18 protein-coding genes are annotated in these 22,904 nt (G+C 39.1%); 14 read left to right on the top strand and 4 right to left on the bottom strand.

Annotation, left to right across the window (positions count from 1 at the left end):
* Positions 1–696: 696 nt before the first annotated feature.
* Positions 697–1,605 carry a nuclease-related domain-containing protein gene (locus F4694_RS00630; protein ID WP_179594970.1) on the bottom strand — a complete coding sequence of 303 codons (909 nt, stop codon included), beginning with the start codon at positions 1,603–1,605 and terminating at the stop codon, positions 697–699.
* A gap of 210 nt (positions 1,606–1,815) precedes the next feature.
* Between F4694_RS00630 and F4694_RS00635 the strand changes: the two genes are divergently transcribed.
* The 9 genes from F4694_RS00635 (at position 1,816) to F4694_RS00675 (ending at position 12,166) form a co-directional block, all read left to right on the top strand.
* The gene (locus F4694_RS00635; RefSeq protein WP_308806259.1) at positions 1,816–2,754 is read left to right on the top strand and encodes an ABC transporter permease; all 939 of its coding nucleotides are present in this window, start codon (positions 1,816–1,818) and stop codon (positions 2,752–2,754) included.
* Between the two features lie 15 nt (positions 2,755–2,769).
* Positions 2,770–3,657: a carbohydrate ABC transporter permease gene (locus F4694_RS00640; RefSeq protein ID WP_179594972.1), complete on the top strand. Its 888-nt coding sequence runs from the start codon at positions 2,770–2,772 to the stop codon at positions 3,655–3,657.
* Positions 3,658–3,679: 22 nt separating this feature from the next.
* Positions 3,680–5,299 (top strand): ABC transporter substrate-binding protein, encoded by a 1,620-nt coding sequence (locus tag F4694_RS00645; protein WP_179594973.1) that lies wholly within the window; start codon positions 3,680–3,682, stop codon positions 5,297–5,299.
* A gap of 78 nt (positions 5,300–5,377) precedes the next feature.
* Positions 5,378–6,847: a glycoside hydrolase family 32 protein gene (locus tag F4694_RS00650; protein WP_179594974.1), complete on the top strand. Its 1,470-nt coding sequence runs from the start codon at positions 5,378–5,380 to the stop codon at positions 6,845–6,847.
* A gap of 88 nt (positions 6,848–6,935) precedes the next feature.
* Complete coding sequence (locus tag F4694_RS00655) at positions 6,936–7,862, top strand: carbohydrate kinase family protein (protein ID WP_374757399.1); 927 nt, start codon at positions 6,936–6,938, stop codon at positions 7,860–7,862.
* Positions 7,863–8,000: 138 nt separating this feature from the next.
* Positions 8,001–8,510 carry a DoxX family membrane protein gene (locus F4694_RS00660; RefSeq protein ID WP_179594975.1) on the top strand — a complete coding sequence of 170 codons (510 nt, stop codon included), beginning with the start codon at positions 8,001–8,003 and terminating at the stop codon, positions 8,508–8,510.
* Positions 8,511–8,633: 123 nt separating this feature from the next.
* Positions 8,634–9,524, top strand: a complete 891-nt coding sequence (locus tag F4694_RS00665) for an aminoglycoside phosphotransferase family protein (protein WP_179594976.1) — start codon at positions 8,634–8,636, stop codon at positions 9,522–9,524.
* Positions 9,525–9,632: 108 nt separating this feature from the next.
* Entirely contained in the window at positions 9,633–11,435 is a 1,803-nt protein-coding gene (locus F4694_RS00670; RefSeq protein WP_308806218.1) for a S9 family peptidase, read from the top strand.
* Positions 11,436–11,539: 104 nt separating this feature from the next.
* Positions 11,540–12,166: a metal-dependent hydrolase gene (locus tag F4694_RS00675; RefSeq protein WP_179594978.1), complete on the top strand. Its 627-nt coding sequence runs from the start codon at positions 11,540–11,542 to the stop codon at positions 12,164–12,166.
* 48 nt (positions 12,167–12,214) lie between these two features.
* Here F4694_RS00675 and alr read toward each other — a convergent pair whose 3' ends face one another.
* The 3 genes from alr to F4694_RS00690 form a co-directional block, all read right to left on the bottom strand.
* Positions 12,215–13,396, bottom strand: a complete 1,182-nt coding sequence (gene alr, locus F4694_RS00680) for an alanine racemase (RefSeq protein ID WP_179594979.1) — start codon at positions 13,394–13,396, stop codon at positions 12,215–12,217.
* A 64-nt stretch (positions 13,397–13,460) separates the two neighbouring features.
* Positions 13,461–14,594 carry an alanine dehydrogenase gene (ald, locus tag F4694_RS00685; RefSeq protein WP_179594980.1) on the bottom strand — a complete coding sequence of 378 codons (1,134 nt, stop codon included), beginning with the start codon at positions 14,592–14,594 and terminating at the stop codon, positions 13,461–13,463.
* Positions 14,595–14,833: 239 nt separating this feature from the next.
* Positions 14,834–16,060, bottom strand: a complete 1,227-nt coding sequence (locus tag F4694_RS00690; RefSeq protein WP_179594981.1) for a PucR family transcriptional regulator — start codon at positions 16,058–16,060, stop codon at positions 14,834–14,836.
* 296 nt (positions 16,061–16,356) lie between these two features.
* Between F4694_RS00690 and F4694_RS00695 the strand changes: the two genes are divergently transcribed.
* From F4694_RS00695 to F4694_RS00715, 5 genes are all read left to right on the top strand, one after another.
* Entirely contained in the window at positions 16,357–17,751 is a 1,395-nt protein-coding gene (locus tag F4694_RS00695; RefSeq protein ID WP_179594982.1) for an amino acid permease, read from the top strand.
* A gap of 241 nt (positions 17,752–17,992) precedes the next feature.
* Positions 17,993–19,273 carry an extracellular solute-binding protein gene (locus tag F4694_RS00700; protein WP_179594983.1) on the top strand — a complete coding sequence of 427 codons (1,281 nt, stop codon included), beginning with the start codon at positions 17,993–17,995 and terminating at the stop codon, positions 19,271–19,273.
* A gap of 59 nt (positions 19,274–19,332) precedes the next feature.
* On the top strand, positions 19,333–20,208 hold the full coding sequence (locus F4694_RS00705) for a carbohydrate ABC transporter permease (RefSeq protein ID WP_179594984.1): 876 nt from the start codon (positions 19,333–19,335) through the stop codon (positions 20,206–20,208).
* Positions 20,209–20,225: 17 nt separating this feature from the next.
* Positions 20,226–21,107 (top strand): carbohydrate ABC transporter permease, encoded by an 882-nt coding sequence (locus F4694_RS00710; protein WP_179594985.1) that lies wholly within the window; start codon positions 20,226–20,228, stop codon positions 21,105–21,107.
* Between the two features lie 33 nt (positions 21,108–21,140).
* Entirely contained in the window at positions 21,141–22,904 is a 1,764-nt protein-coding gene (locus F4694_RS00715) for a sensor histidine kinase (RefSeq protein ID WP_179594986.1), read from the top strand.

Below are 22,904 nucleotides of genomic sequence, written 5' to 3' on the forward strand. Positions count from 1 at the left end.
AAAACACGCGAGTGCTCAAAGAGGATTTGTCCTCAACAAGGGGAGTTGAGGACAAAACTAAAGAGTAGCTAAAGAGGATTTGTCCACAATCAGGGGTATTGAGGACAAAGCCAATGGGTGCCCAAAGAGGATTTGTCCTCAATCAAGGGGATTGAGGACAAAACTAATGAGTGCCAAGAGAGGATTCGTCCTCAATCAAGGGTATTGAGGACAAAACTAATGAGTGCTCAAAGAGGATTTGTCCACAATCAGGGGTATAGAGGACAAAACACGCGAGTGCTCAAAGAGGATTTGTCCTCAACAAGGGGAGTTGAGGACAAAACTAAAGAGTAGCTAAAGAGGATTTGTCCACAATCAGGGGGATTGAGGACAAAACTAAAGAGTACCCAAAGAGGATTTGTCCACAATCAGGGGGATTGAGGACAAAACTAATGAGTGCCCAGAGAGGATTTGTCCTTAATCATGGGTATTGAGGACAAAACTAAAGTGTACCCAAAGAGGATTTGTCCTCAACAAGGGGGATTGAGGACAAAACTAATGAGTGCCCAGAGAGGATTTGTCCTCAACAAAAAAGTATTGAGTGCCAAAACCCAAAGGTAGCAATAAGATATGTCTCCAATCAATCTACAAAATACCTAGAATATAAAAATATCCTTAAGACAGAGTCTTAAGGATAAAAATAAATTCATGCTACGTTCATTTATAAAAGGCCCATTGACCAAGACCTGTAATTTTAAGATTCTTTCCCAGAACTCTGCTTATTCTTTTCCTGGAATCGACTACGCCACACCATTCATGAATAACGTTTGTCGTGATTTTTCGCTCAGGAAACAGAAGCTTGAACTCTTCTACATTGCGCATTACGGCGACTGTTACCAGTTCTTCGCCTCCACATTTACCACAAATCAATTTCTTCCCAACTATCGTCACTGAAAATGAGTCACAATTGCAGCAGGTTACCCCTTTTTTTAACGTCTCATAGCTATAGTTAGGAAGCTGGATTTTGGGTGGCACTGTTTGGTGCAATGAAATGAGCTTGTCCGCTAGATTTACATGCGACTTATTGAGCAGTGAAGGCTTCTGGTCTATTTTCTTCATAAAGCTGTCCAGTTTGGTTGGAAGTATAAAAGGCAAGTCAGGTGGAGTTTGATATAACGTAAACTGGGGGTTAATAAAAATAACGTATGCTTCAACGGTTAGTTTACTTCCTAACGATTGAAGAAGATTGCTTAGCAGTAACTTACTTCGTTTCAGTTGGTCAAGCGGGTTCTGGATATCTCGTCCGCTTGGTGTTTTAAAATATTCATCACCATAAACGTACTCGCCTTCGAAATTTTTTACATCAAAGAGGGAATAAGTCTCTTGAAATAGGAGGGATGAATCCAGTTGAAAACTAGACTTGTTATGCTCCAGCTGCAAATCGTTCAAGATATGGCAGCTACATTGGAGCTTCTCCGTCAAGACATCAAACTGTACTTCCCCTTGAAAACCTTTCTCTTGGTTTTGGTAGTACCTCTGATCATCTTCAGTTAATTTCATTCGTTTGTTCAAAATACGTAAAACCTTTAATATCAAAGATTCACTCCTAGCTTTATATGGCGGCATATCCCACATCCTTTCTCCATCCTATCTTACCGAAAAAATAGTTTGAAAGCGATGTCAAACTTCCGAAAATTTTAAACTGTTATAACCAAAAATATTAAACTCTTATTTCTCCCCATTTTGTTATATTTAACCCAGGTTGAAAGTGCTTTCAACAGATTATCTGAATAGGAGGGTAAGAGAGTGGAAGAATTAGTAAAAGCAGAGCAAACCATACCCGTTAGTAAACCAGCAGCACCAACAAAACTAAGCAAGAACCTTACTTATATTAAAAAGAACTACATTCTTTATTTGCTTATTGCTCCTGCCGTTATTCTTACAATTATCTTTAAGTACATCCCCATATACGGGGCGACGATTGCCTTTAAGGATTTTAGTCCGATTCGGGGGATTACGGGCAGTGAGTGGGTAGGGTTTAAACATTTTATAAGTTTCCTAACGTCGCCTAATTTCATCGAAATACTAATGAACACGATTAAGCTAAGTTCCTTTGAACTTTTGATAGGATTTCCTATTCCTATTATATTGGCTCTTATGTTAAACCAACTCCGAAAATCGAGTGTGAAAAAGAATATTCAATTAGCCCTCTATGCACCACATTTCATATCAGTAGTGGTGGTTTCGGGAATGGTCTTTCTTTTTCTATCACCGGTTGGACCTATTAATGCATTGTTATCAACATTTCTAGATAAGCCGATTTCGTTCATGTCTGACCCGGATTATTTTAGATCCATCTACATCTGGTCGGGAGTTTGGCAAGGTGCAGGCTGGGCTTCGATCGTTTATGTTGCCGCACTTGCGAACGTTGATCCGCAGCTCCATGAGGCAGCGACACTTGACGGGGCATCACTTCTTCAACGAATCTGGCATATTGATCTTCCAACGCTAAAGCCAGTGATGGCTGTACTGTTTATCTTAGCGGCTGGAGGAATTATGGGAATCGGTTTTGAAAAAGCCTATTTATTGCAAACACCAATGAATTCGCCATCATCAGAAATTATCGCCACTTATGTTTATAAACGAGGGCTGCTAGCAGGGGATTATTCGTTTGCAACCGCAGTTGGATTATTTAATGCCGTTGTGAATGTAATTTTACTTGGGGTTGTCAATCAAGTGGTTAAGAAACTAAACGAAGGCGAAGGACTCGTTTAAGGAAGGAGGATAGGTATGAACAACCAAATCAAACATCCAAAAGGCGACCGAGTTCTTCTTTTGACCAATAATATTTTACTAACAATTATCGTTCTTGCTATTGTGGGGCCACTATTATATGTCTTTTTATCGTCTTTCCTAGAACCGAATGCAATCATTCGAAAAGGACTATCGTTAAATGCCTCTGATTGGTCATTAGAAGGTTATACGCGACTCTTTACGGATGACACCATTGTGAGAGGATTTATAAATTCACTTCTTTATTCAACTGGATTTACGATTGTGACCGTTCTTGTTTGCCTTTTTGCCGGATACACGTTATCGGTAGATGGTTTAGTTGGAAAAAAAGTATTTATGGTTTTCTTCTTATTTACCATGTTTTTTGGAGGAGGATTAATCCCGACTTATTTTGTGATTCGTGATTTAGGGATGCTGAATACAATTTGGGCGATTATCCTGCCTGGTGCTGTTAATGTCTGGTTTATTATTCTTGCCAGAACCTATTTTAAAGCGGTTCCAAATGAGCTGAAGGAAGCAGCAAGAATCGATGGTGCCTCGGATCTAAAAATCTTTTTTAAAATTATTTTACCTTTATCTAAACCGATTATCTTTGTTCTAGCTCTTTATGCATTCATTGGACAATGGAACGCTTACTTCGATGCGATGATGTACCTGGATGATCGAGAATTGCATCCATTGCAATTAGTATTGCGTTCGATTTTAATACAAAACGAAGTACAGCCAGGAATGGTAGCGGATGTTGAGGCGAGGAACGAGCTAATGAGGATTTCAGAGATGATTCGTTATTCATCGATTGTGATTGCAAGTTTACCGTTATTGATTATGTACCCATTCTTCCAAAAGTATTTTGAAAAGGGAGTAATGGTTGGTTCACTAAAATAATACAAAAAAGTGAGGGTTTATGATGAAAAAAAGAGTGTTTACAACCGCTTCTGCTCTATTACTGTCAGGTTCGTTACTATTAACTGGATGTACGAGTAAAAGCGGCGGCAGTGAAAGTTTCTCTTCGAAGGATTATGGGCTAAAAGATGTAACCTTCCCATTAAAAGAGGAAAAAACCTTAAAGATTATGACATCTAGTTCACCATTAGCTCCAGAGAATCCAAATGACAAGTTAATTTTTCAACGCTTAGAAGATCAAACGGGTGTTAAAATTGATTGGAGAAACTATACCACGGATATCTTTAATGAAAAAAGAAATTTAGCGATCGCGAGTGGTGAGCTTCCAGATGCTATCTTTAATGCCGGTTTCAGCGATTATGAACTATTAAAGCATGCGAAGGATGGAGTGATTGTACCAGTTGAGGATTTAATTCAGTATATGCCTAACCTACAGGCTGTCCTTGAAAAAGCACCACAATACAAAGCAATGATGACTGCGCCTGATGGCCATATCTATGCATTCCCTTGGATTGAGGAGTTAGGTGAAGGAAAAGAAAGTATCCACTCCGTCGACGCATTCCCTTGGATTAATATGGAATGGTTAAATAAATTAGGATTAGAAGTTCCGAAAACAACGGAAGAGTTAAAACAAGTATTAATCGCGTTTAAAACACAGGATCCAAATGGTAATGGCGAAGCGGATGAAATTCCAATGTCATTCATCATTAATGATGGTGGACAAGATCCACATTCATTATTCGGTGCATTTGGTCTAGGGGACAACTGGGATTTCACGGTTGTAACGAATGATGGTGAGGTAAAACTTACGGCTGCTGACGAAAGCTATAAAAAGGCGATTAGCTGGTTCAATGATTTATACAATGAAGGACTAATCGATATTGAAGCATTTGAACATGATTGGAACACGTATCTAGCAAAAGGCCGAGACAAAAAATATGGTTTGTACTTCACATGGGATAAAGGAAATATCACTGGAATGGGCGATGATTACGATTTATTAGCTCCATTAAAAGGCCCAGAAGGACATCAAAATGTGGCGAGAACAAATGGAATGGGCTTTGACCGCTCCCGTTTAGTGGTAACTTCAGCAAATAAAAACCTTGAATTAACTGCAAAGTGGATTGACCAGCTTTATAATCCATCTCAATCCGTTCAAAATAACTGGGGTACGTATGGTGATGAAAAGCAACAAAACATTTTTGGTATGGATGAGGCAACAAAAATGTTAAAACACCTTCCACTAGAAGGTACAGCACCAGTTGAATTAAGAGAAAAAACATCTGTCGGCGGACCATTAGCGATTTTAGACAGCTATTATGGTACTGTGACAACAAAACCAGACGATGCAGCATGGAGACTGAACCTAATGAAAGAAGTTATGGTTCCTTATATGGAAGCCGATAATATTTACCCACGTGTATTCTTCTCCCTAGAGGATCTCGATCGACTTTCTGTTATCGAAACGGATATGTTTGCTTATATTAAGCGAAAACGTGCGGAATGGATTGCAAATGGCGGAGTGGAAAAAGAATGGAATGAATATCTAGCAGAATTAGATCGACTTGGTTTACAGGAATGGCTAGATATTAAGCAAAAAGGATACGATCGAAATCAGCAATAATACCCGGTAAAAGTCTCGAGGCTGTACAGGTGCTTTTGCCAACGTACAGCCTTATTTTAAAAAAGGGAGCTAAATAAAATGACACAAACCAATAAAGAGCAGTATCGCCCGCAATTTCACTTTTCACCGGAAGAAAAGTGGATGAATGATCCGAATGGAATGGTCTTTTTTAATGATGAGTATCATTTGTTCTATCAATACCATCCATTTGGTACGACCTGGGGACCGATGCATTGGGGACATGCCGTAAGTAAGGACTTGATTCATTGGGAGCACCTGCCGATTGCCTTACACCCGGATGAACTGGGTGCCATTTTTTCAGGTAGCGCGGTCGTTGATTGGAAGAATACCACAGGATTTTTTGAAAAAGATCAACCAGGATTGGTTGCGATTTATACGAGTGCCGGCACGTACCCTGATTCTGATCGACCGCTCCAGCAACAAAGCTTAGCTTACAGTAAGGACAATGGAAGAACGTGGGTAAAATATGAAGGCAATCCTGTCCTTTCAGACGTGAACATTACCGATTACCGTGACCCTAAAGTTTTTTGGCATGAAGAGACAAATAAATGGGTGATGGTTCTGGCTACAGGTCAAACGATTACGATTTATACTTCTCTTAATCTAAAAGAATGGGAGTTTGCAAGTGAATTTGGGCATGCTGCAGGTTCGCATGCTGGCGTTTGGGAATGTCCTGACTTATTCAAACTACCAGTGGATAGCGGACAAGAAAAGTGGGTAATGATTGTAAGTATCGGAGATAACGGCCAATCAGCAGAAGGTTCCAGAACACAATATTTTATCGGCGAGTTTGATGGAAAAACTTTTGAGAATGACTATGACGATTCAACGATACTTTGGTTAGATTATGGGCGTGATAATTATGCAGGTGTGAGTTGGTCTGATATTCAAGATGGAAGACGTATATATCTTGGCTGGATGAGTAACTGGCGCTATGCGAATCAAGTTCCAACAGAAGCATGGAGAAGTGCAATGACGTTGCCAAGAGAACTATCTTTAGCTACCACTGAGGCTGGCGTCCGCTTATTCCAAAAACCTGTTGCTGAGGTTAGTAGAATTAGAAAAGAAACGGAATCATATCCAAAAATGTCAGTTGAATCAGGGAACAGTGTTTCAATTCCGTTAACTCATTCTTTAACAGAAATAACAATTGAGTTTGAAAAAGAAAATTCAAGCCAATTTGGATTAATCATAAAACACTCTGATGAAGAAAAAACCGTCATTGGGTATAATACAGCAGAAGAAAAGCTATTTGTTGACCGAACACTTTCTGGAGAGCATAGCTTTTCAGCATCCTTCCAAGCAGTACAAGAAGCCCCATTAAAGTTGGAGGATCAACGGTTGAAACTTCAGTTATTTTTAGACACGTCTTCAATTGAGGTATTCGCAAACAATGGGGAGACTGCTATTACAAGCTTATTGTTTCCGTCTGAATCAGCGCAAGAACTCATTTTGTTCTCAAATGAAGGGACCACAAATGTGTTGGAAGTAAACGTAACGGAACTTGATTCCATTTGGAGCAAGTAAGTGAAGTAAGGAAGCTCTAATCGGTTCATTGGTTAGAGCTTTATTTTTTAAAAGGATGGTGTTTGGCTTGAGTTCATCAATTATATGCATGGGTGAATTATTAATCGATTTTTTCTGTACCGATGTGGACATTAACTTAATAGAAGGGCAAAATTTTCAAAAACAGGCTGGGGGAGCGCCGGCAAATGTCTGTGCGACGATTGCGAAATTAGGTGGTACTGCTCTTTTCAGTGGAAAGGTTGGAAATGACCCGTTTGGGCATTTTCTAAAGAAGACTCTTGATGACGTTCAAGTCGATACATCAATGGTCGTATTTGATGATTTACATCCAACCACATTGGCTTTTGTATCCTTACAGGCAAATGGCGAAAGAGATTTTGTATTTAATCGCGGGGCAGATGCCTTTTTAATGGAGGAAGAAATTGATAAAGATAAGCTAAATGAGGCTGCAATTCATCATTTTGGCTCTGCCACTGCTTTATTAAACGCCCCTTTTCAATCTACGTATTTTCATGTAATACGCAATGCAAAGGAACAAGGTAAGTTTATTTCATTTGATCCTAATTACCGAGTAGATCTGTGGAGAAACAGGATACCTGAATTTATCGCGTTGGCAAAAGAGGGAATCTCCTTAGCTGATTTTGTAAAAGTGAGTGATGAAGAGCTAAAACTAATTACAGGAATCGGTAATCTAGTTGAGGGAACAAACTATCTTCACGAATTAGGGGCAAAAGTAGTTGCAGTAACATTGGGAAGTAAGGGAACTTTACTGTCAAATGGGGAAAACAGTGAAATTGTGCCAAGTGTAAAAATAAAATCCATTGACTCCACCGGTGCCGGTGATGCGTTTGTTGGCGCAACCTTATTCCAATTTGCAAAAGAAAACCCTAAGATAGAAGACTTTGAGAAACTTAAAGAAATTATTAATTTTAGTAATAAAGTAGGTGCGTTGGTATGTACTAAGGTAGGAGCAATAACGGCAATACCTACGTTAAAAGAGGTTTTATCAAAATAGCCATATTTGTTGTTCAAACTTCCGCCATAACATTTCAAACAAACTGTGAACTTAACACTATACCCATGTTATTAACTATCAAAATCCAATATAGTGTAAGTATAAAGAGCAAACAAATTTTGAAAGGCGGAATGACTTATGTTTAACAACTTTTTAAGAGAAAATAAAATCTCTGCAGCTATTTTAACTATTATTCGTTTATACCTTGGCTACTCTTGGTTCACAGCTGGTTTTCATAAATTAACAGGCGGCTTTGATGCTTCTGGATTCTTAAAAGGAGCAACGGCTAATCCAGTTAAAGGTCCCGATGGCACTATGGTATATGCTTGGTATGTAGATTTCTTAAAACACTTTGCCCTCCCAAATATTGATGTCTTCAACTTCATCGTTCCTTGGGGCGAAACGTTAATCGGCTTAGGACTTCTTCTAGGATGTTTAACAACAACAGCGATGTTCTTTGGTTTAGTAATGAACTTCAGCTTTTTCTTAGCAGGAACAGTTTCTCATAACCCAACAGATATCTTCTTAGGATTCGTCATCCTAGCAGCAGGCTACAATGCTGGAAGATATGGTTTAGACCGCTGGGTGGTTCCATTCATCCGTAAAACAACTAAGACTAATACTACAAAACATAATGCAGCAGCCTAACTAGTAGGCACAAAGAGACGATTCGCTCCCCCCGAATCGTCTTTTTGTGTTAAAAAAGGAGTTGTGTGGTGAAATGTTGAATTAATAAGACTGGTAATTGTAAAAATAAGGAGCTATCATACTATGAAAATTTCTAGTGAATTTCAGGATAAAATTATTAATGCTTTTGGCCCCGCTGGAGAGGCTTGGATAGAGTCTTTAGAGCAAAGAGTCGAAACTTATCTAGAAAAGTGGGAGTTGAAGAGTGAAGGGCCTGTTGATAATCTTTCTTATAATTTCGTTATAAAAGTGACGGATTCAAATGGAACTCCATTGATTTTGAAGCTAGGAGTACCAAACTTCGATACTCGTAATGAGATGGTGACGCTTCAAACCTATAATGGGGAAGGGTGTGCAAAGCTTTTGAAGTCTGACCCTGAAAATGGCGTCATGCTGCTGGAACGACTCGTCCCTGGAAAAATGCTTTCTGCTGAAAGTGATGAAATGGTTGTTTTAGAGAATTTCATAAAAGTTTGGAAGGCCATTCGCAGACCTGTACCTGATGGGACCTCTACGCCATCCCTTACACACTGGTTTGAGGGGTTAACACGCTACCGTAATGCTGGAGGTGGTCCTATTTCATTGGAGCATGTCCAGTTAGCAGAGGAGTTTTTTCAACAAGTAATGGAAACTTCGGAAGGACCCCAGCTGCTTCACGGCGATCTGCACCATGAAAATATTCTCTATTCTGAGAAAAAGGGCTGGATGGCCATTGACCCAAAAGGTGTCGCTGGCGACCCATATTTTGACGTGATTTCTTTTTTAATCAATCAATTAGAATCAAAGCCCGATGCAAAAAGCATCCTGAAACTTCGTGTCGATACCATCAGCGAACAGATGGGGCTTGATTGCAGGCGATTGCTAAAAGCTGCGATTGCACTAGGAACACTCTATGCATGCTGGGGTGTAGAGGATTTAGCGGATTGGGAAACCACCTATCAATGTGTAAAATGGTTTATTGAATTTTTAGAGTAAGGAAAGGCGATTCAAATTTGAATCGTCTTTTTTCTACCTAATTATACCGAATGAACAGTAACCCAGCTAAATACAATGAAAGGGGGACATTTTTTTTAAAAAGTCATAGTGAATGGTGGTAATGGAATGAAGGAAATAACCATTGACCCTTATATCCACGTTCGTATGGTAAAAAGTTTTGAATACGACCCAAGGGGAAAGAAAATCAGCTTTATTTCGGATTTTACAGGGGTCCCGCAGGTATGGGAGCTTGACCGGGAGGACAGGTGGCCGGCGCAAACCTCTTTTACGATGAAAGGAATCACTTTTATTAAATATATTGCTGGGACGTCCGACTTGGTTTTTGGGATGGATGCGGATGGAGATGAAAAAGAGCAGCTATACTTATTAAAGGAGAATGGTGATAAAATCGCTCTGACCAACTCACCTGAACATCTGCATTTATTTGGCGACAGCTCACCGGATGGGAAATGGATTTCTTGGTCCAGTAACCGTCGGAATCAAAGATTTTTAGATATTTATATTCAAAATCTGGAGACCTTGGAAATTCGCCGGGTTTTTACCCAGGACGGAACGTATATGGTGGAAAAATGGTTTCCAGATGGGAAATCGCTTTTAGTAAAAAAAGCAAACTCTCCCCTTGATCATGATTTAGGGGTATTTTCACTTTCTACCGGAAAAATGGACTGGATTACTGAGCATGAGGGGGAAGCCAGTTATAAGGATTTTCATTTTAATAAGGAAGGGGATCATCTATATTTTTTAACCAATCAGGACAGTGAGTTCTTTGGTCTCGCCTTGATTGAGTTATCTACAAAACAATTTACCTGGCTGGAGAGAGAGGAGTGGGACCTTGAAGACCTAGCCATGAATAAGGATAAAAACAAATTAGCTTTTTCCGTCAATGAAGGGGGAATTTCAAAAGGCTGCCTCATTGACTTGGACCGAAGTAAATTATATACATGGAATACACCCATGGGGGTGATTTATAATCTCAGATTCTCACCGAATCAACAAAAGCTGGGCTTTGTGTTAAATGGACCAGCCCATCCTCCGGATATATGGGAGGTGGACATAGAGACTCTCCAAGCGAAGCGGCTTACCTATATCTCGCGCACCCCCATTCTTGAGGAAAAACTAATTGAGCCTGAACAAATATTGTTCCCATCCTTTGACCAGCTTCAAATACCTGCCTTTTACTATAAGCCCAATCGTAATGCTGACAAAGCCCCGGTGGTTGTCTATATTCATGGAGGACCGGAAAGCCAAAGCCGTGCGGTGTACAGCCCCTTTTTGCAATATTTCATAAACCAGGGTTATGCAGTCGTTGCCCCCAATATCCGCGGCAGCACTGGTTATGGAAAAACCTACACACATCTCGATGATGGTCGAAAACGAATGAACGCCGTAAAGGATGTAATTTTTCTAATGGAATGGCTGAAAAGAACCGGGGATATCAACACTAAAAAGGCAGCAATTGTCGGTGGAAGCTATGGAGGATTTATCGTACTGGCTGCAATCAGCCACTATCCGGAATTGTGGGCAGCTGCCATCGATATCGTGGGAATGTCGAGCATCCGAACATTCCTGCAAACAACCAGCCCTTGGCGAAAAAAACTTAGAGAGTCGGAATATGGAACAATTGAAAAGGATGGGGACTTTTTTGATCAAATCGACCCATTGAATCATGCGGATAAGATTAAAGCACCGCTAATGATCATTCATGGAGTGAATGACCCTCGTGTTTCCATCCAAGAATCAGATCAAATTGTTAGCAAACTAAAAAAACGTAATCATCCTGTCCAGTATATTCGCATCGAAGAGGAAGGACATACGATGATGAAGCTAAAAAATAAACTAAATTCCTACTCGGAGATGGCGGAGTTTCTTGAGAAATATTTAGGGAAGTGATATTTTTCATAGGATAATAGTAGGATTTTACAGGAAACTTCTAATCGGAACAAATGTTTTGTTGTATGATAAAGGTTACATTGAAAATAGAGGTGGATGTAACTTTGAATGGTACCGCACATACAGCAATTGGAGCCGCAACAGGATTTATCGCGGCAAACACCTTTCATTCCTCTCCGACTGAGACCATGATTCTCGTTGGACTAGGAGCAGTTTCGGGATTAATGCCTGATTTAGACATTGATGGAAAGCTACGCGGTAAAATTACCCTATCCCATAAAGTGATTCGGCTGGCGGCATTGTTTATTGGGATTCTAATGGTCTTTTATAGTTTTTACGAGGGAAGCACAGTAGATAAATGGTTTGGTATCGGTAGTGGTCTGGTGATCATAATTGTTTCTTCCCTTATTAAACAAAAGCATATGTTAACCATCACTGGAATTGGCGTGCTGGCAGGGGGAATCTCGTTATCAGAGGTATGGTTAATTCTGCTTGGAATTTATATCGTCATAGCGTCCATCACCTCGCATCGCAGCTATACTCATTCTATCTTGGGCGTCATTTTCTTTGGGATAATTGCTTCAAAACTAGAGGGATCAATTGGAATCAACGGCGTTTTCTATGCCTGTCTGGGGGGATATATCAGTCATTTAATGGCAGATTTAAAAATATTACCGTTTAATAGACGTGGTATTAAGTTGTTTTTACCTGTTTCAAAGATAGAATTATAGTTTTAAAACAGGTCACATCCAAGTTGATGTGACCTGTTTTATTATGAATTATATATAGTCTACAGTTAGCAGGACTTGATGTTGAACGTCGTTCTCTGACGCTGTATAAATACGTGGAACACGTTTTCCAATTAAACACACAACCTCATAATTAATCGTTCCCATCAAGAGCGCAATCTCATCCACAGATTGAAAGGCTTCAGAATTTCCACCAAAAATAATGACTTCATCTCCCTGCTGGCACGAGGATACGCTACTTACATCAATCATCGTTTGGTCCATGCAGACGCGACCAGCCACCAAAACCTTTTGTTCATGTAGAAGAAATTGTCCACAGTTGGAAAGTTGCCTAGAGAGCCCGTCTGCATATCCGATTGGGAGTGTGGCAATGACCCTTTCATTTGAAGGAATATAGGTGCATCCGTAGCTAACCGGCTGCGACTTGGCTACCTTCTTAAGACCCGCAATTTTCGTTTTAAGTGTCATCGCTTGCTGAAGTGAAATGGGATGTGCCTTTAATGACACGTCGGGATACAGGCCATACAAGCCAATGCCGACACGGACGATATCTAGATGCATATCAGGGAAGTTCATGGTCCCAGCGGTATTGCAGCAATGCTTTAAAGGGATAGAAATTTGGTTTTCTTCTAAATAGGTAATGACCGAACGAAATCGCTCGAATTGCTGACGCGTATAGGATGGATCCCCACTATCGGCGTTAGCAAAGTGGGTGAAGATACCTTTAATTGTGACAAAAGTGGAATTAACTGCTTTGTTTGCTAAAACAAGTGCTTCTTCCTTTGTTTGAACACCAATTCTTGTCATTCCGGTATCGACTTTTAAATGAATGAAAACCGTTTTTTGAAGCTCTTCGGACTGAATAATAATTTCGTCAAGGACATCCTCACTAAAAACAGTTAAATCAACCCCTGCAATAATCGCCTGCCGAATGGAGCGAATAGGAGTATATCCTAATACTAAGATTGGCTGAGTGATCCCAGCCTCACGCAGTTCAATGGCTTCATCCAAAATTGCTGTTGCTAAGTAATCTGCGTCCGCTTCTACAGCCGCTCTCGCCACCGGGACTGCCCCATGCCCGTAACCATCTGCTTTTACGACAGCCATTAGGCCAACACATTCCCCAATGTGTTTTTTGAATTCTTCCGTATTATGTCTAATCGCATCTAATGAAATTTCCGCCCACGTATCTCGATAACTATGTTGATTCAAGAATCTCCCTCCCAAGTTCCCCTATGAAAAAACCCTCAAGATAAACTTGAGGGTACCAAGATGGTTAGTTCAATACGATTTCTTTTTCCAATGCTTCTTCCACTGGTACATATACATAGTTAAGGTCTTTTGCTACCGCTTCATAAGTAATTTCGCCGTTAGCAACGTTCACTCCAAGTTTTAATGCTGGATTTTCAGAGATTGCACGCGCAACACCTTTATTCGCGATTTGCAATGCATAAGGAACAGTCGCATTTGTTAGAGCCATTGTAGATGTTCTTGGAACCGCTCCTGGCATGTTCGCAACCGAGTAGTGGACAACACCATGCTTTTCAAAAGTTGGGTTATCGTGAGTGGTTACATGATCAATCGTTTCAACGCTTCCGCCTTGGTCGATCGCAACGTCAACGATTACAGAACCAGGCTTCATCGTTTTAACCATTTCTTCTGTCACTAGTTTAGGCGCTTTTGCCCCTGGAATTAATACCGCACCGATAACTAAATCTGCTTCCTTCACTGCTTCAGCAATGTTGAAAGGATTTGAAATTAAAGTTTTAATTTGGTTTCCAAAGATATCATCTAAGTAACGAAGACGGTCTGCGCTTAGGTCAATAATCGTTACATCTGCACCTAAACCAATTGCCATTTTTGCTGCGTTTGTTCCGACAATACCGCCGCCAATGATGGTTACTTTACCACGGCTAACCCCTGGAACACCTGCAAGCAGGATCCCTTTACCGCCATTGAACTTCTGTAAAAATTGTGCCCCGATTTGTGCAGACATACGGCCAGCTACTTCGCTCATTGGTGTAAGAAGTGGCAGCGTACGGTTAACTGATACTGTTTCGTAAGCAATCGCAATGACACCGCTGTCTTTAAGTGCCTGAGCTAAAGCAGGCTCTGCAGCTAAATGCAGATAAGTAAATAATACTAAACCTGGACGGAAGTATTTATATTCACTTGCAAGCGGTTCTTTCACCTTCATGATCATTTCAGACTGATTCCAAACATCAGCTGCTAATTCTATTAATTCAGCACCTGCTTGAGCATAATCGACATCAACGAAACCGCTTCCAATTCCAGCCCCTTTTTCAACTAATACTTTATGTCCAGCCTGTACAAATGAAACAACCCCTGCTGGAGTTAATGCCACACGGTTTTCATTGTTTTTAATTTCTTTCACTACGCCAATAATCATTATCGGTATCCCCCTTGGAAGTCTTTAGTGAGTTTTTCTGACTTTAGAATAATCCTTTCAAAACCATTTTTCTTTGTTTAGAAAGTAGAAATAATACGATTCTATTTGTGGAATTACACAAATCGTTCACAAATTCCTTGCTATAAAAGGAAAAATGACAAGGCATACAAATTAAAAAAATCAAATTTTGCTTTGTTGAAATATTCAAACAGATGGTGAACACCTTTTAGGTGTCACCATTATTTTTTGAACTTTTCGAGTTTAAGGTCTAGATAGAGGGATATTTTTTGGTTTGGGTCTTTTAGATTAATTTCACCGATTTCCGATATCCGTTTGAGCCGGTAGTTTAGCGTGTTTGTGTGTACATTCAATGCATTTGCCGCTTCATGGACATTGCTGTCTTTGTTTAAAAAAACTTCTAATGTTTCGACGAGGTCGGTGTTATTTTTTTTATCATATTCTTGAAGCCTTTTCAGAGAATAGTTTTCATTCTGGTCCGTACCAGCTTTTTCTATCAATACATCAATATACTTATAGATTCCTAAGCTTTGGTAGCCATGGATTTCTGTTGCTTCACTAGGGAATTTTCTTTTTACCGATAATACGGTTCGAGCCTCTTTGTATGCTTTTTCCACTTTTCCTAAATCACAATAAACACTGCTATAGCCCTGAACGATTGATTCAATTCCAAATCGTTCTTTCATCTTAACAACAAACAGCTCACAAAATGCATTTAGTTTATTCACCGGCTGCTGGTTCCCGTCAAGAGCAATAAACAAAATTAATTGTTGATGGTCAATGGTGTGCAGTAAAATCTTTGGCAGTTGAATTGTTTTTAACAGATAGGCTATCTGCTTTTCATCCTCTCTTCCTAATTCCTTTGAAAATTGAAAAACGGCAACACCAAATAGTGTAGGTGGCGAAATTTGCAACGCATGAAACTTATTTATAATTTCTTCATTGGAAGAAAGATGACTTGTTAACAGCTGCCAGAAAAACTCTTGATACTGTTCTTCTTTTTTATTTTTACGATTTTGCAGTTGAATCAATTTATTTTTGGTTGCGTCCGCCGCTCGCTTCAAACAATCCATTTCTTCGTCGCCTAGTGTTTTTTCAATCTCTAACGCCCAAATGAAGCCGAGTACTTCATCATTCTTCCAAATGGATACAGCAACCCTATTGCCTAGCCCAATCTCATCTACCGTCTTAACCCTTACTGGTTCACGGCTGTTTAACAAGGAAGGAATGACCCCTTCCTTCCATAAGGAATTGATCACTTTTTCCGGTACCCGGCGGCCAATGATTGTGGCAATCCTTGCCGGGTCGGTCCGATCATCATGGGTACTGTAGGCAAGGAGACGATGGTTCGCGTCTTCTATGGTTATCGGACAATGTAAAACCTCACTTACCATATCTGCAAATTCTTCTAGACTATCAAAACTGGCGCGAAACGGATCATTTTTCATAAATTACCACCTTTATCAATGAGATTGTGCACAATGTAACGTATTTGTTATTTAAGACAATAATTTTTTAATAAATTTGTATTTATTCTACAATATAAAATGTTCACAGATATGTTATATTAATTTCACAAAGTTTTAACTTTTATTAGATTAAAAGACATTGTAAACGCTATCATTCGTAAAAAGAATAGGAGGATATTATTTAAATATAAACAGTAGGTTTTATTTCGAATAATATTGTAACTTTTTTAGAGTAAAAGGGAAATAGGAGATTTAAACTAAATAGGGGGTAGACTATGCAAAAAAATCCAAATCAATTACAAAGAGGTTTAGAAGAAAGACATATTACGCTGATGTCACTAGGAGCAGCGATTGGGGTTGGTCTGTTTCTAGGGTCAGCAACTGCGATTAAGCTTGCAGGACCGGGGATTATTCTGGGTTATGCCTTTGCTGGGATGATTATGTTCTTTATTATGAGGGCACTTGGTGAGATGGCGATTCAAAAACCGGTTGCAGGATCTTTTAGTCAATATGCACGTGACTATTTAGGTGCGTTGCCTGGCTTCCTAACGGGATGGAATTATTGGTTCTTATGGGTTGTAACATGTATGGCCGAGATTACAGCAGCAGGAATCTACATGGAGTATTGGTTCCCAGAAGTACCTCGTTGGATTTGGGCACTATCAGCACTAGTTATTATGGCTTCGGTCAATTTTCTAAATGTAAAAGCGTATGGCGAACTTGAGTTTTGGTTTGCATTAATTAAGATTGTGACCATCATCTTCATGATCGTAAGTGGTATTGGCATGATTGTATTTGGAATTGGTAATGGCGGTATTGCTACTGGTATCAGCAATCTTTGGGAGAATGGGGGAATCCTTCCAAATGGTATCACTGGGGTATTAATGTCCTTACAAATGGTTATGTTTGCTTTCTTGGGTATTGAGATGATTGGGATTACCGCCGGCGAAGTAAAGAATCCGGAAAAAACATTATCTAAAGCGATTGATAGCGTTTTTTGGCGAATTCTTATCTTCTATGTAGGTGCATTGTTTGTCATTATGTCTATTTATCCATGGACCGAAATCGGTGCCGAAGGCAGTCCGTTCGTATTGACCTTTGATCGGCTTGGAATCCCTGCAGCAGCAGGAATCATCAACTTTGTTGTGTTAACCGCTGCACTTTCATCATGTAACGGGGGTATTTTTAGTACAGCCCGTATGTTATTCAACTTAGCTGAAAATGATGAAGCACCGAAGGGGTTTGGCAAATTAAACAAGAATGGTGTTCCAAGTACTGCTGTCTTAGTAACGGCAGGTGCCCTTTTAGTAGGTGTTGTTCTTAACTATTTAGTACCAGCAAAAGTATTTACATGGGTAACAGCTATTTCAACGTTTGGTGCGATTTGGACGTGGTCCATGATTTTATTATCACAAATTAAGTATCGTAAGGGTTTAAATCCAAATCAGGTAAAAGGCCTAAAATATAAAATGCCGTTATTCCCATTCACTTCCTACGTTTCTTTAGCATTTTTACTTCTAGTAGTAGGATTAATGGCATTCTTCCCAGATACAAGAATCGCGTTAATTGTTGGACCGCTTTGGCTTGGAATCTTAACGGCCTTCTATTATGGTAAGGGGTATCATAAACGAGGTAAACAAGAACAGGACCAAATTCAAAAAGTGATATAAGTGGTGCCTGTCAACCAAATTTAATTCTCTATAAAAAAGCGTAAGTGGGCACTTGATCCATTTACGTTTTTTTATTGTTTTGAAGAAATTAACTCATACTGTTGTTACATACAAAAAATGAAACCGTTTTAAAAAGACCGTAAATTATCGGATATTTTTTTAATTTTTTCGGATAGTGAAAAAAATGAAAACCTTTACAATAAGACATGTAAGCGATTGATATTAATAAGGGGGAAACACCATGAAGAAGCTAGGCGTTTTAGTCTTAGGCTTATTATTACTATTTTTAACCGCATGCGGCGGTGGAGAAGAGAAAACTTCTGGGGACAGTAAAGTCACAGAACTTACAGTGTGGAATGACTGGACTGAAAATCGTCCGGAATATAAGGTTTATAAAGATATCATTGCTAAATTCAATGAAGAAAACAAAGGCAGTATCCACGTTAAAATTGAAAGTATTCCACATGATCAATATGAAACAAAGCTAAGAACACAAGCAGCAGGAAAGCAATTACCGGATATGTTCCGCGTATGGCCTGGTGCACGTATTCAGCCTCTAGTTGAAGGAAAAGTGTTACTTCCTTTAAATGATATCCTTGATACGTGGGAAGGAAAAATCCCAGAAGGTATCTTGAAAGATTATGCAGTTGACGGGAAACAGTATGCGATTCCAGCAAATATTAGTGAAACTAGCTTGATTTACTATCATAAAGATGTATTGGCAAAAGCAGGATTTGAAGAATTTCCAAAAACGTATGATGAGTTAAAAGATTTAATCAAGGCATTAAATGATCAAAAAGTAACGCCAATTGCATTAGGTAATAAAGCGATTTGGCCGCTGCAATCTGTTTACATTTCAACGATTGCAGACCGTTTCACTGGCAGTGAATTCTTACCAAGCACGTTAAGTGGTAAAGGTTCGTTTACAGATGAGAACTTTGTAAAAGCATTAACAGTAGTGGAAGAATTAGCGAAGCTTAAAGCATTTAACGAAGATTTCAATACCATTGACGAAGCTCAATCTAGAACATTATTCAATAGTGGGGAAGCAGCTATGCACTTCGCCGGTTCTTGGGCTATTGGACCAATCCTTGAAGGTGTAGAAAATATCGATAATATCGGAGTTGCTCCGTTCCCAAGCTTTGGCGGCGAAGGTGATACAGCGAAAATTTCTGGTGCAGCGGGCGGCGGTATCGCTCTTAATGCTGAATTATCTGGTAAGAAGAAAGAAGCAGCATTTAAATTCTTACAATTCTTCTATGGCGATGAGTTATACCAAGGACTAGCTAAGTCTAATATCGTTGTTCCAGTACAAGTAGAAATGGATGATAGCATTCCTGAAATTTACAAAACAGCTAACGGATTTGCACAAGGCGGTTTAGCACCAGTTTATGATGCAACCTTAACACCTGAGTTAACAGACATGATTAACAATGGTTTACAATCGATCACAATCGGTGAAAAGACACCTAAAGAATTAGCTGATGAAATGCAGAAGGAAAACGAACAAGGAAAGAAATAATCTTTTAAAATACAGGTTGCCTTCTCTAAGGCAACCTGCATTTCATAGGGGAGATAAATATGCAACTAACTGGAAAAAGTAAAGCGGCTCTTATTATCGGTTTACTGCCGGCATTTTTGATTTATACCGTCTTTGCTATCTATCCGATTATCCAATCGTTTTATTATTCCTTTATGGAATGGGACGGTTTTTCGGAAATGGAATTTATCGGTCTGCAAAACTTTGAGAATCTTTTTCAAGATCCGTTATTTTGGAATTCAGTAGGCAATAACATTTTTGTTGTCATCGCCTCCGTATTTGGACAGATTCCGATTGCTTTATTTATAGCTCTGTTATTAAATCGAAAAATTAAGGGCTTAAAGATTTTTAGAACCATTGGCTTTCTGCCCGTTGTCTTATCAACGGTTGTTATCTCGCTAACATGGAGCCTGATTTACAATACAAAGGATGGCATGATTAACGAAATTTTAAGAGCTGTTGGGTTAGACTTTTTGGCACAAAACTGGCTTGGTGATACAAAATGGTCGATGGTGGCTGTGTGTATTACGGTCATTTGGCAATTCGTTGGACTTTATCTCATTATTTTCCTAGCGGCTTTGCAGAACATACCGGAAGAAGTAATGGAAGCGGCAAAGATGGATGGTGCTTCTGAATGGGTGACTACATGGAAAATAACCATCCCTATGATTTGGGATACGATTATCGTTGCGATTATTTTGTGTATTTCCGGTAGTTTAAGAACCTTTGATTTAATTTATGTTATGACACATGGCGGACCATCACATTCTACCGACGTGATGGCGTTGTATATGTTCAATGAGACATTTTCGAATCTGCAATATGGTTACGGCAGTGCGATATCCGTATTTATTTTCTTCTTCAGTCTCATCTTGATTGGAATTGTAAAAAAAGTTCTTGGCCAAAAATTTATTTGATGGGGGAGGGGCACAGAATGGAAACAACGATTAAGAAAACAACACAATCTGCATTGCCGCTGCCACAAAGCACAAGGAAATTGAGTGTAAAGAATACCCTCATATATGCAGTCTTGATTATTTTTTCGGTGATTAATGTTTATCCTATTATTTGGATGATTATTAACTCTTTTAAGTCAGAAAAAGAATTTGCGGTGAATCAATTTGGTTTACCTAGGACTTTGGTAATTGATAACTATATTGAAGCGTGGGGCACTGCTAATTTAGGCATCCTCTTCAAAAATAGTATTTTTATATGTTTATTGGCAACTATTCTTACTGTGTTAATCGGCGCGTTAGCATCTTATTTTCTAGCAAGAATTGAATTTAAGTTGAAGAACGCCTTGTACACATTCTTTATTTTCGGGATGTTAATTCCGATTCACGCAACGCTTGTTCCAATGTTTATTTTATTGAAAAATTTAGGGTTATTAAATAATCCTATTACCTTATTATTTCCGTACATTGCCTTCCATTTACCGATTACGATCTTTATCTTAACCAGTTTTATGAAGGCTTTTCCGAAGGATATTGAAGAATCAGCGATTATCGATGGCTGTGGAATCTTCCGGATTTTCTGGTCGATTATTTTACCGATGTCCCGTCCCGCACTTGCCACGGTTATCATTTTGAACTTTATTTATAACTGGAACGAGTTCTCGTTTGCACTCGTACTACTAAATGATCCAGCCCTGCAGACATTGCCTTTAGGTCTTGCAAGTTTTGCTGGACAGTTTACCGTGAATTATGGTGCACAGATGGCAGGATTAACGATGTCCATGATTCCAATTATCATTTTCTATTTATTCTTGGAAAAAGAAATTGTAAATGGTATGACAGCCGGAGCCGTAAAAGGATAAACTAACGGTAATAAATTAAAAGGCTGATGTGCAATGATCCGAAATTGGGGATTAAAAAATAAGTTTGTCACCGTATTCTTACTCTTGATTACCTTACCAACCTTTATTATTGGCTGCATTATCTACTATCAAACGACAACTGTTTTTAAGCAGCAGGCTGAAAAAAATGCCGTTGACAAACTAGAAAAAAATGAAGATAACTTAACTTCCCTCATTCGTGGGATTGAGAATATGTCTTCTTACATGATCTATGAAAAAAACTTCCGAACGTTTTTTACGGCTACGGAGGAAGACCTTACTCAAGCAGAGTATAAAGAGGCAGTTGCAGGGATTAATGGTTATTTTACCTTTCAGCTTATGAGTCATAGTTATATCGATTCGATTCTATTGGTCGCAAATGATGGACATGTTTTAGAAATTGGCAGCCATTTAATCGGAAATGAAGTCAGTATGAATCAAGGAGCCAGGGAGCTTGAAGGCCGTCCATATTGGAGCAATACCTATCAAGTGATTGAAAATGGATCTGCAAAAAAAAATGTTGTTAGTTTAACAAGGGTTATTAATGATATTAACCATATCAACACACCTATCGGAATGGTGAGAATACGATTAGACGAATCTAAGCTATATAAGACAATTGAAAGTAATTCCATTAACCAAACTGGTGATTATTTTGTATTGAACAAAAAAGGAGAAGTCGTCCTGCATCAGAATCCTTCATTAGCGGGGAAACCCTTTCCTGATTCAAAAATAACCGGCTGGATTTTAAACGGTAAAAATAAAACGTTGAAAACCAAGGCTGATCAAAGTGACTATTTACTGGTGAAAAAAGCAATTACAGGAACGGATTGGGTTTCGATTGCGATGGTAAATGAGGGAGAAGTGGTTAAAAGTTTATATAATGTCCGCGGCTTGTTTGTTTTTATGATTCTCCTTTTATTAGCACTTGGAGCATTAGCTTTTGTCGGATTTTATCAATCCTTTATCCGAAGGATTGTGGAATTGACGAAGCAAACGAAGCAGCTGGGAGAAGGCGACTTCAGTGCAAAGGTTCAAATCTCTTCACAAGATGAGATTGGGAAATTAGGACTCCGATTTAACCAAATGGTCACAACCATTCAAAATTATATTAATCGAGAATATAAGTTAAAGATTAAGCAGCGTGAATCGGAATTGAAGGCTCTTCAAAGCCAGATTGATCCACACTTTTTATACAATACACTGGACATGATTCGTTGGACGGCCCGATTAGAAAAAGCGATGGAAACAGGTCAGTTAATTGAGCGTTTATCTAAAATCTTTCGTATGAATTTAAACATGGGGAAAATGTGGGTAAAGGTAGAGGAAGAAATTCATTATATTCAAAACTACCTGGAGTTACAAAAGAGCCGAATTGGAAATCGTTTAAATTACAGTGTTTTTTATGACGATCAAATAAAAGATATCTATATCATTAAGCAAATTTTACAGCCATTAGTAGAAAATAGTATCCTTCATGGTTTTAAAAATTTGCCTAGACAGGGCGTTATCCAGATTCGCATGTTTAAGGTTGATGAGGAAATTTGGATAGATGTAATCGACAATGGCTGGGGATTTAAGAGTGAGAAACAGGATGAAGATGATAAACGGAAAGGCGGCTATGCCATTCCTAATCTCATCGACCGCTTAGAGATGGCCTTTGGCGAAGAGGCAAAATTCGAGTTGTTGGATTCTCTTGCGGGAACATGGATTCGCTTGAAGCTTCCTATATCAGAGAATGATAATCGCAATCTAATTCCAAATGAGACAGGTGAGTAG

Source organism: Neobacillus driksii, from assembly GCF_013409995.1.
Classification (GTDB): domain Bacteria; phylum Bacillota; class Bacilli; order Bacillales; family Cytobacillaceae; genus Neobacillus; species Neobacillus driksii.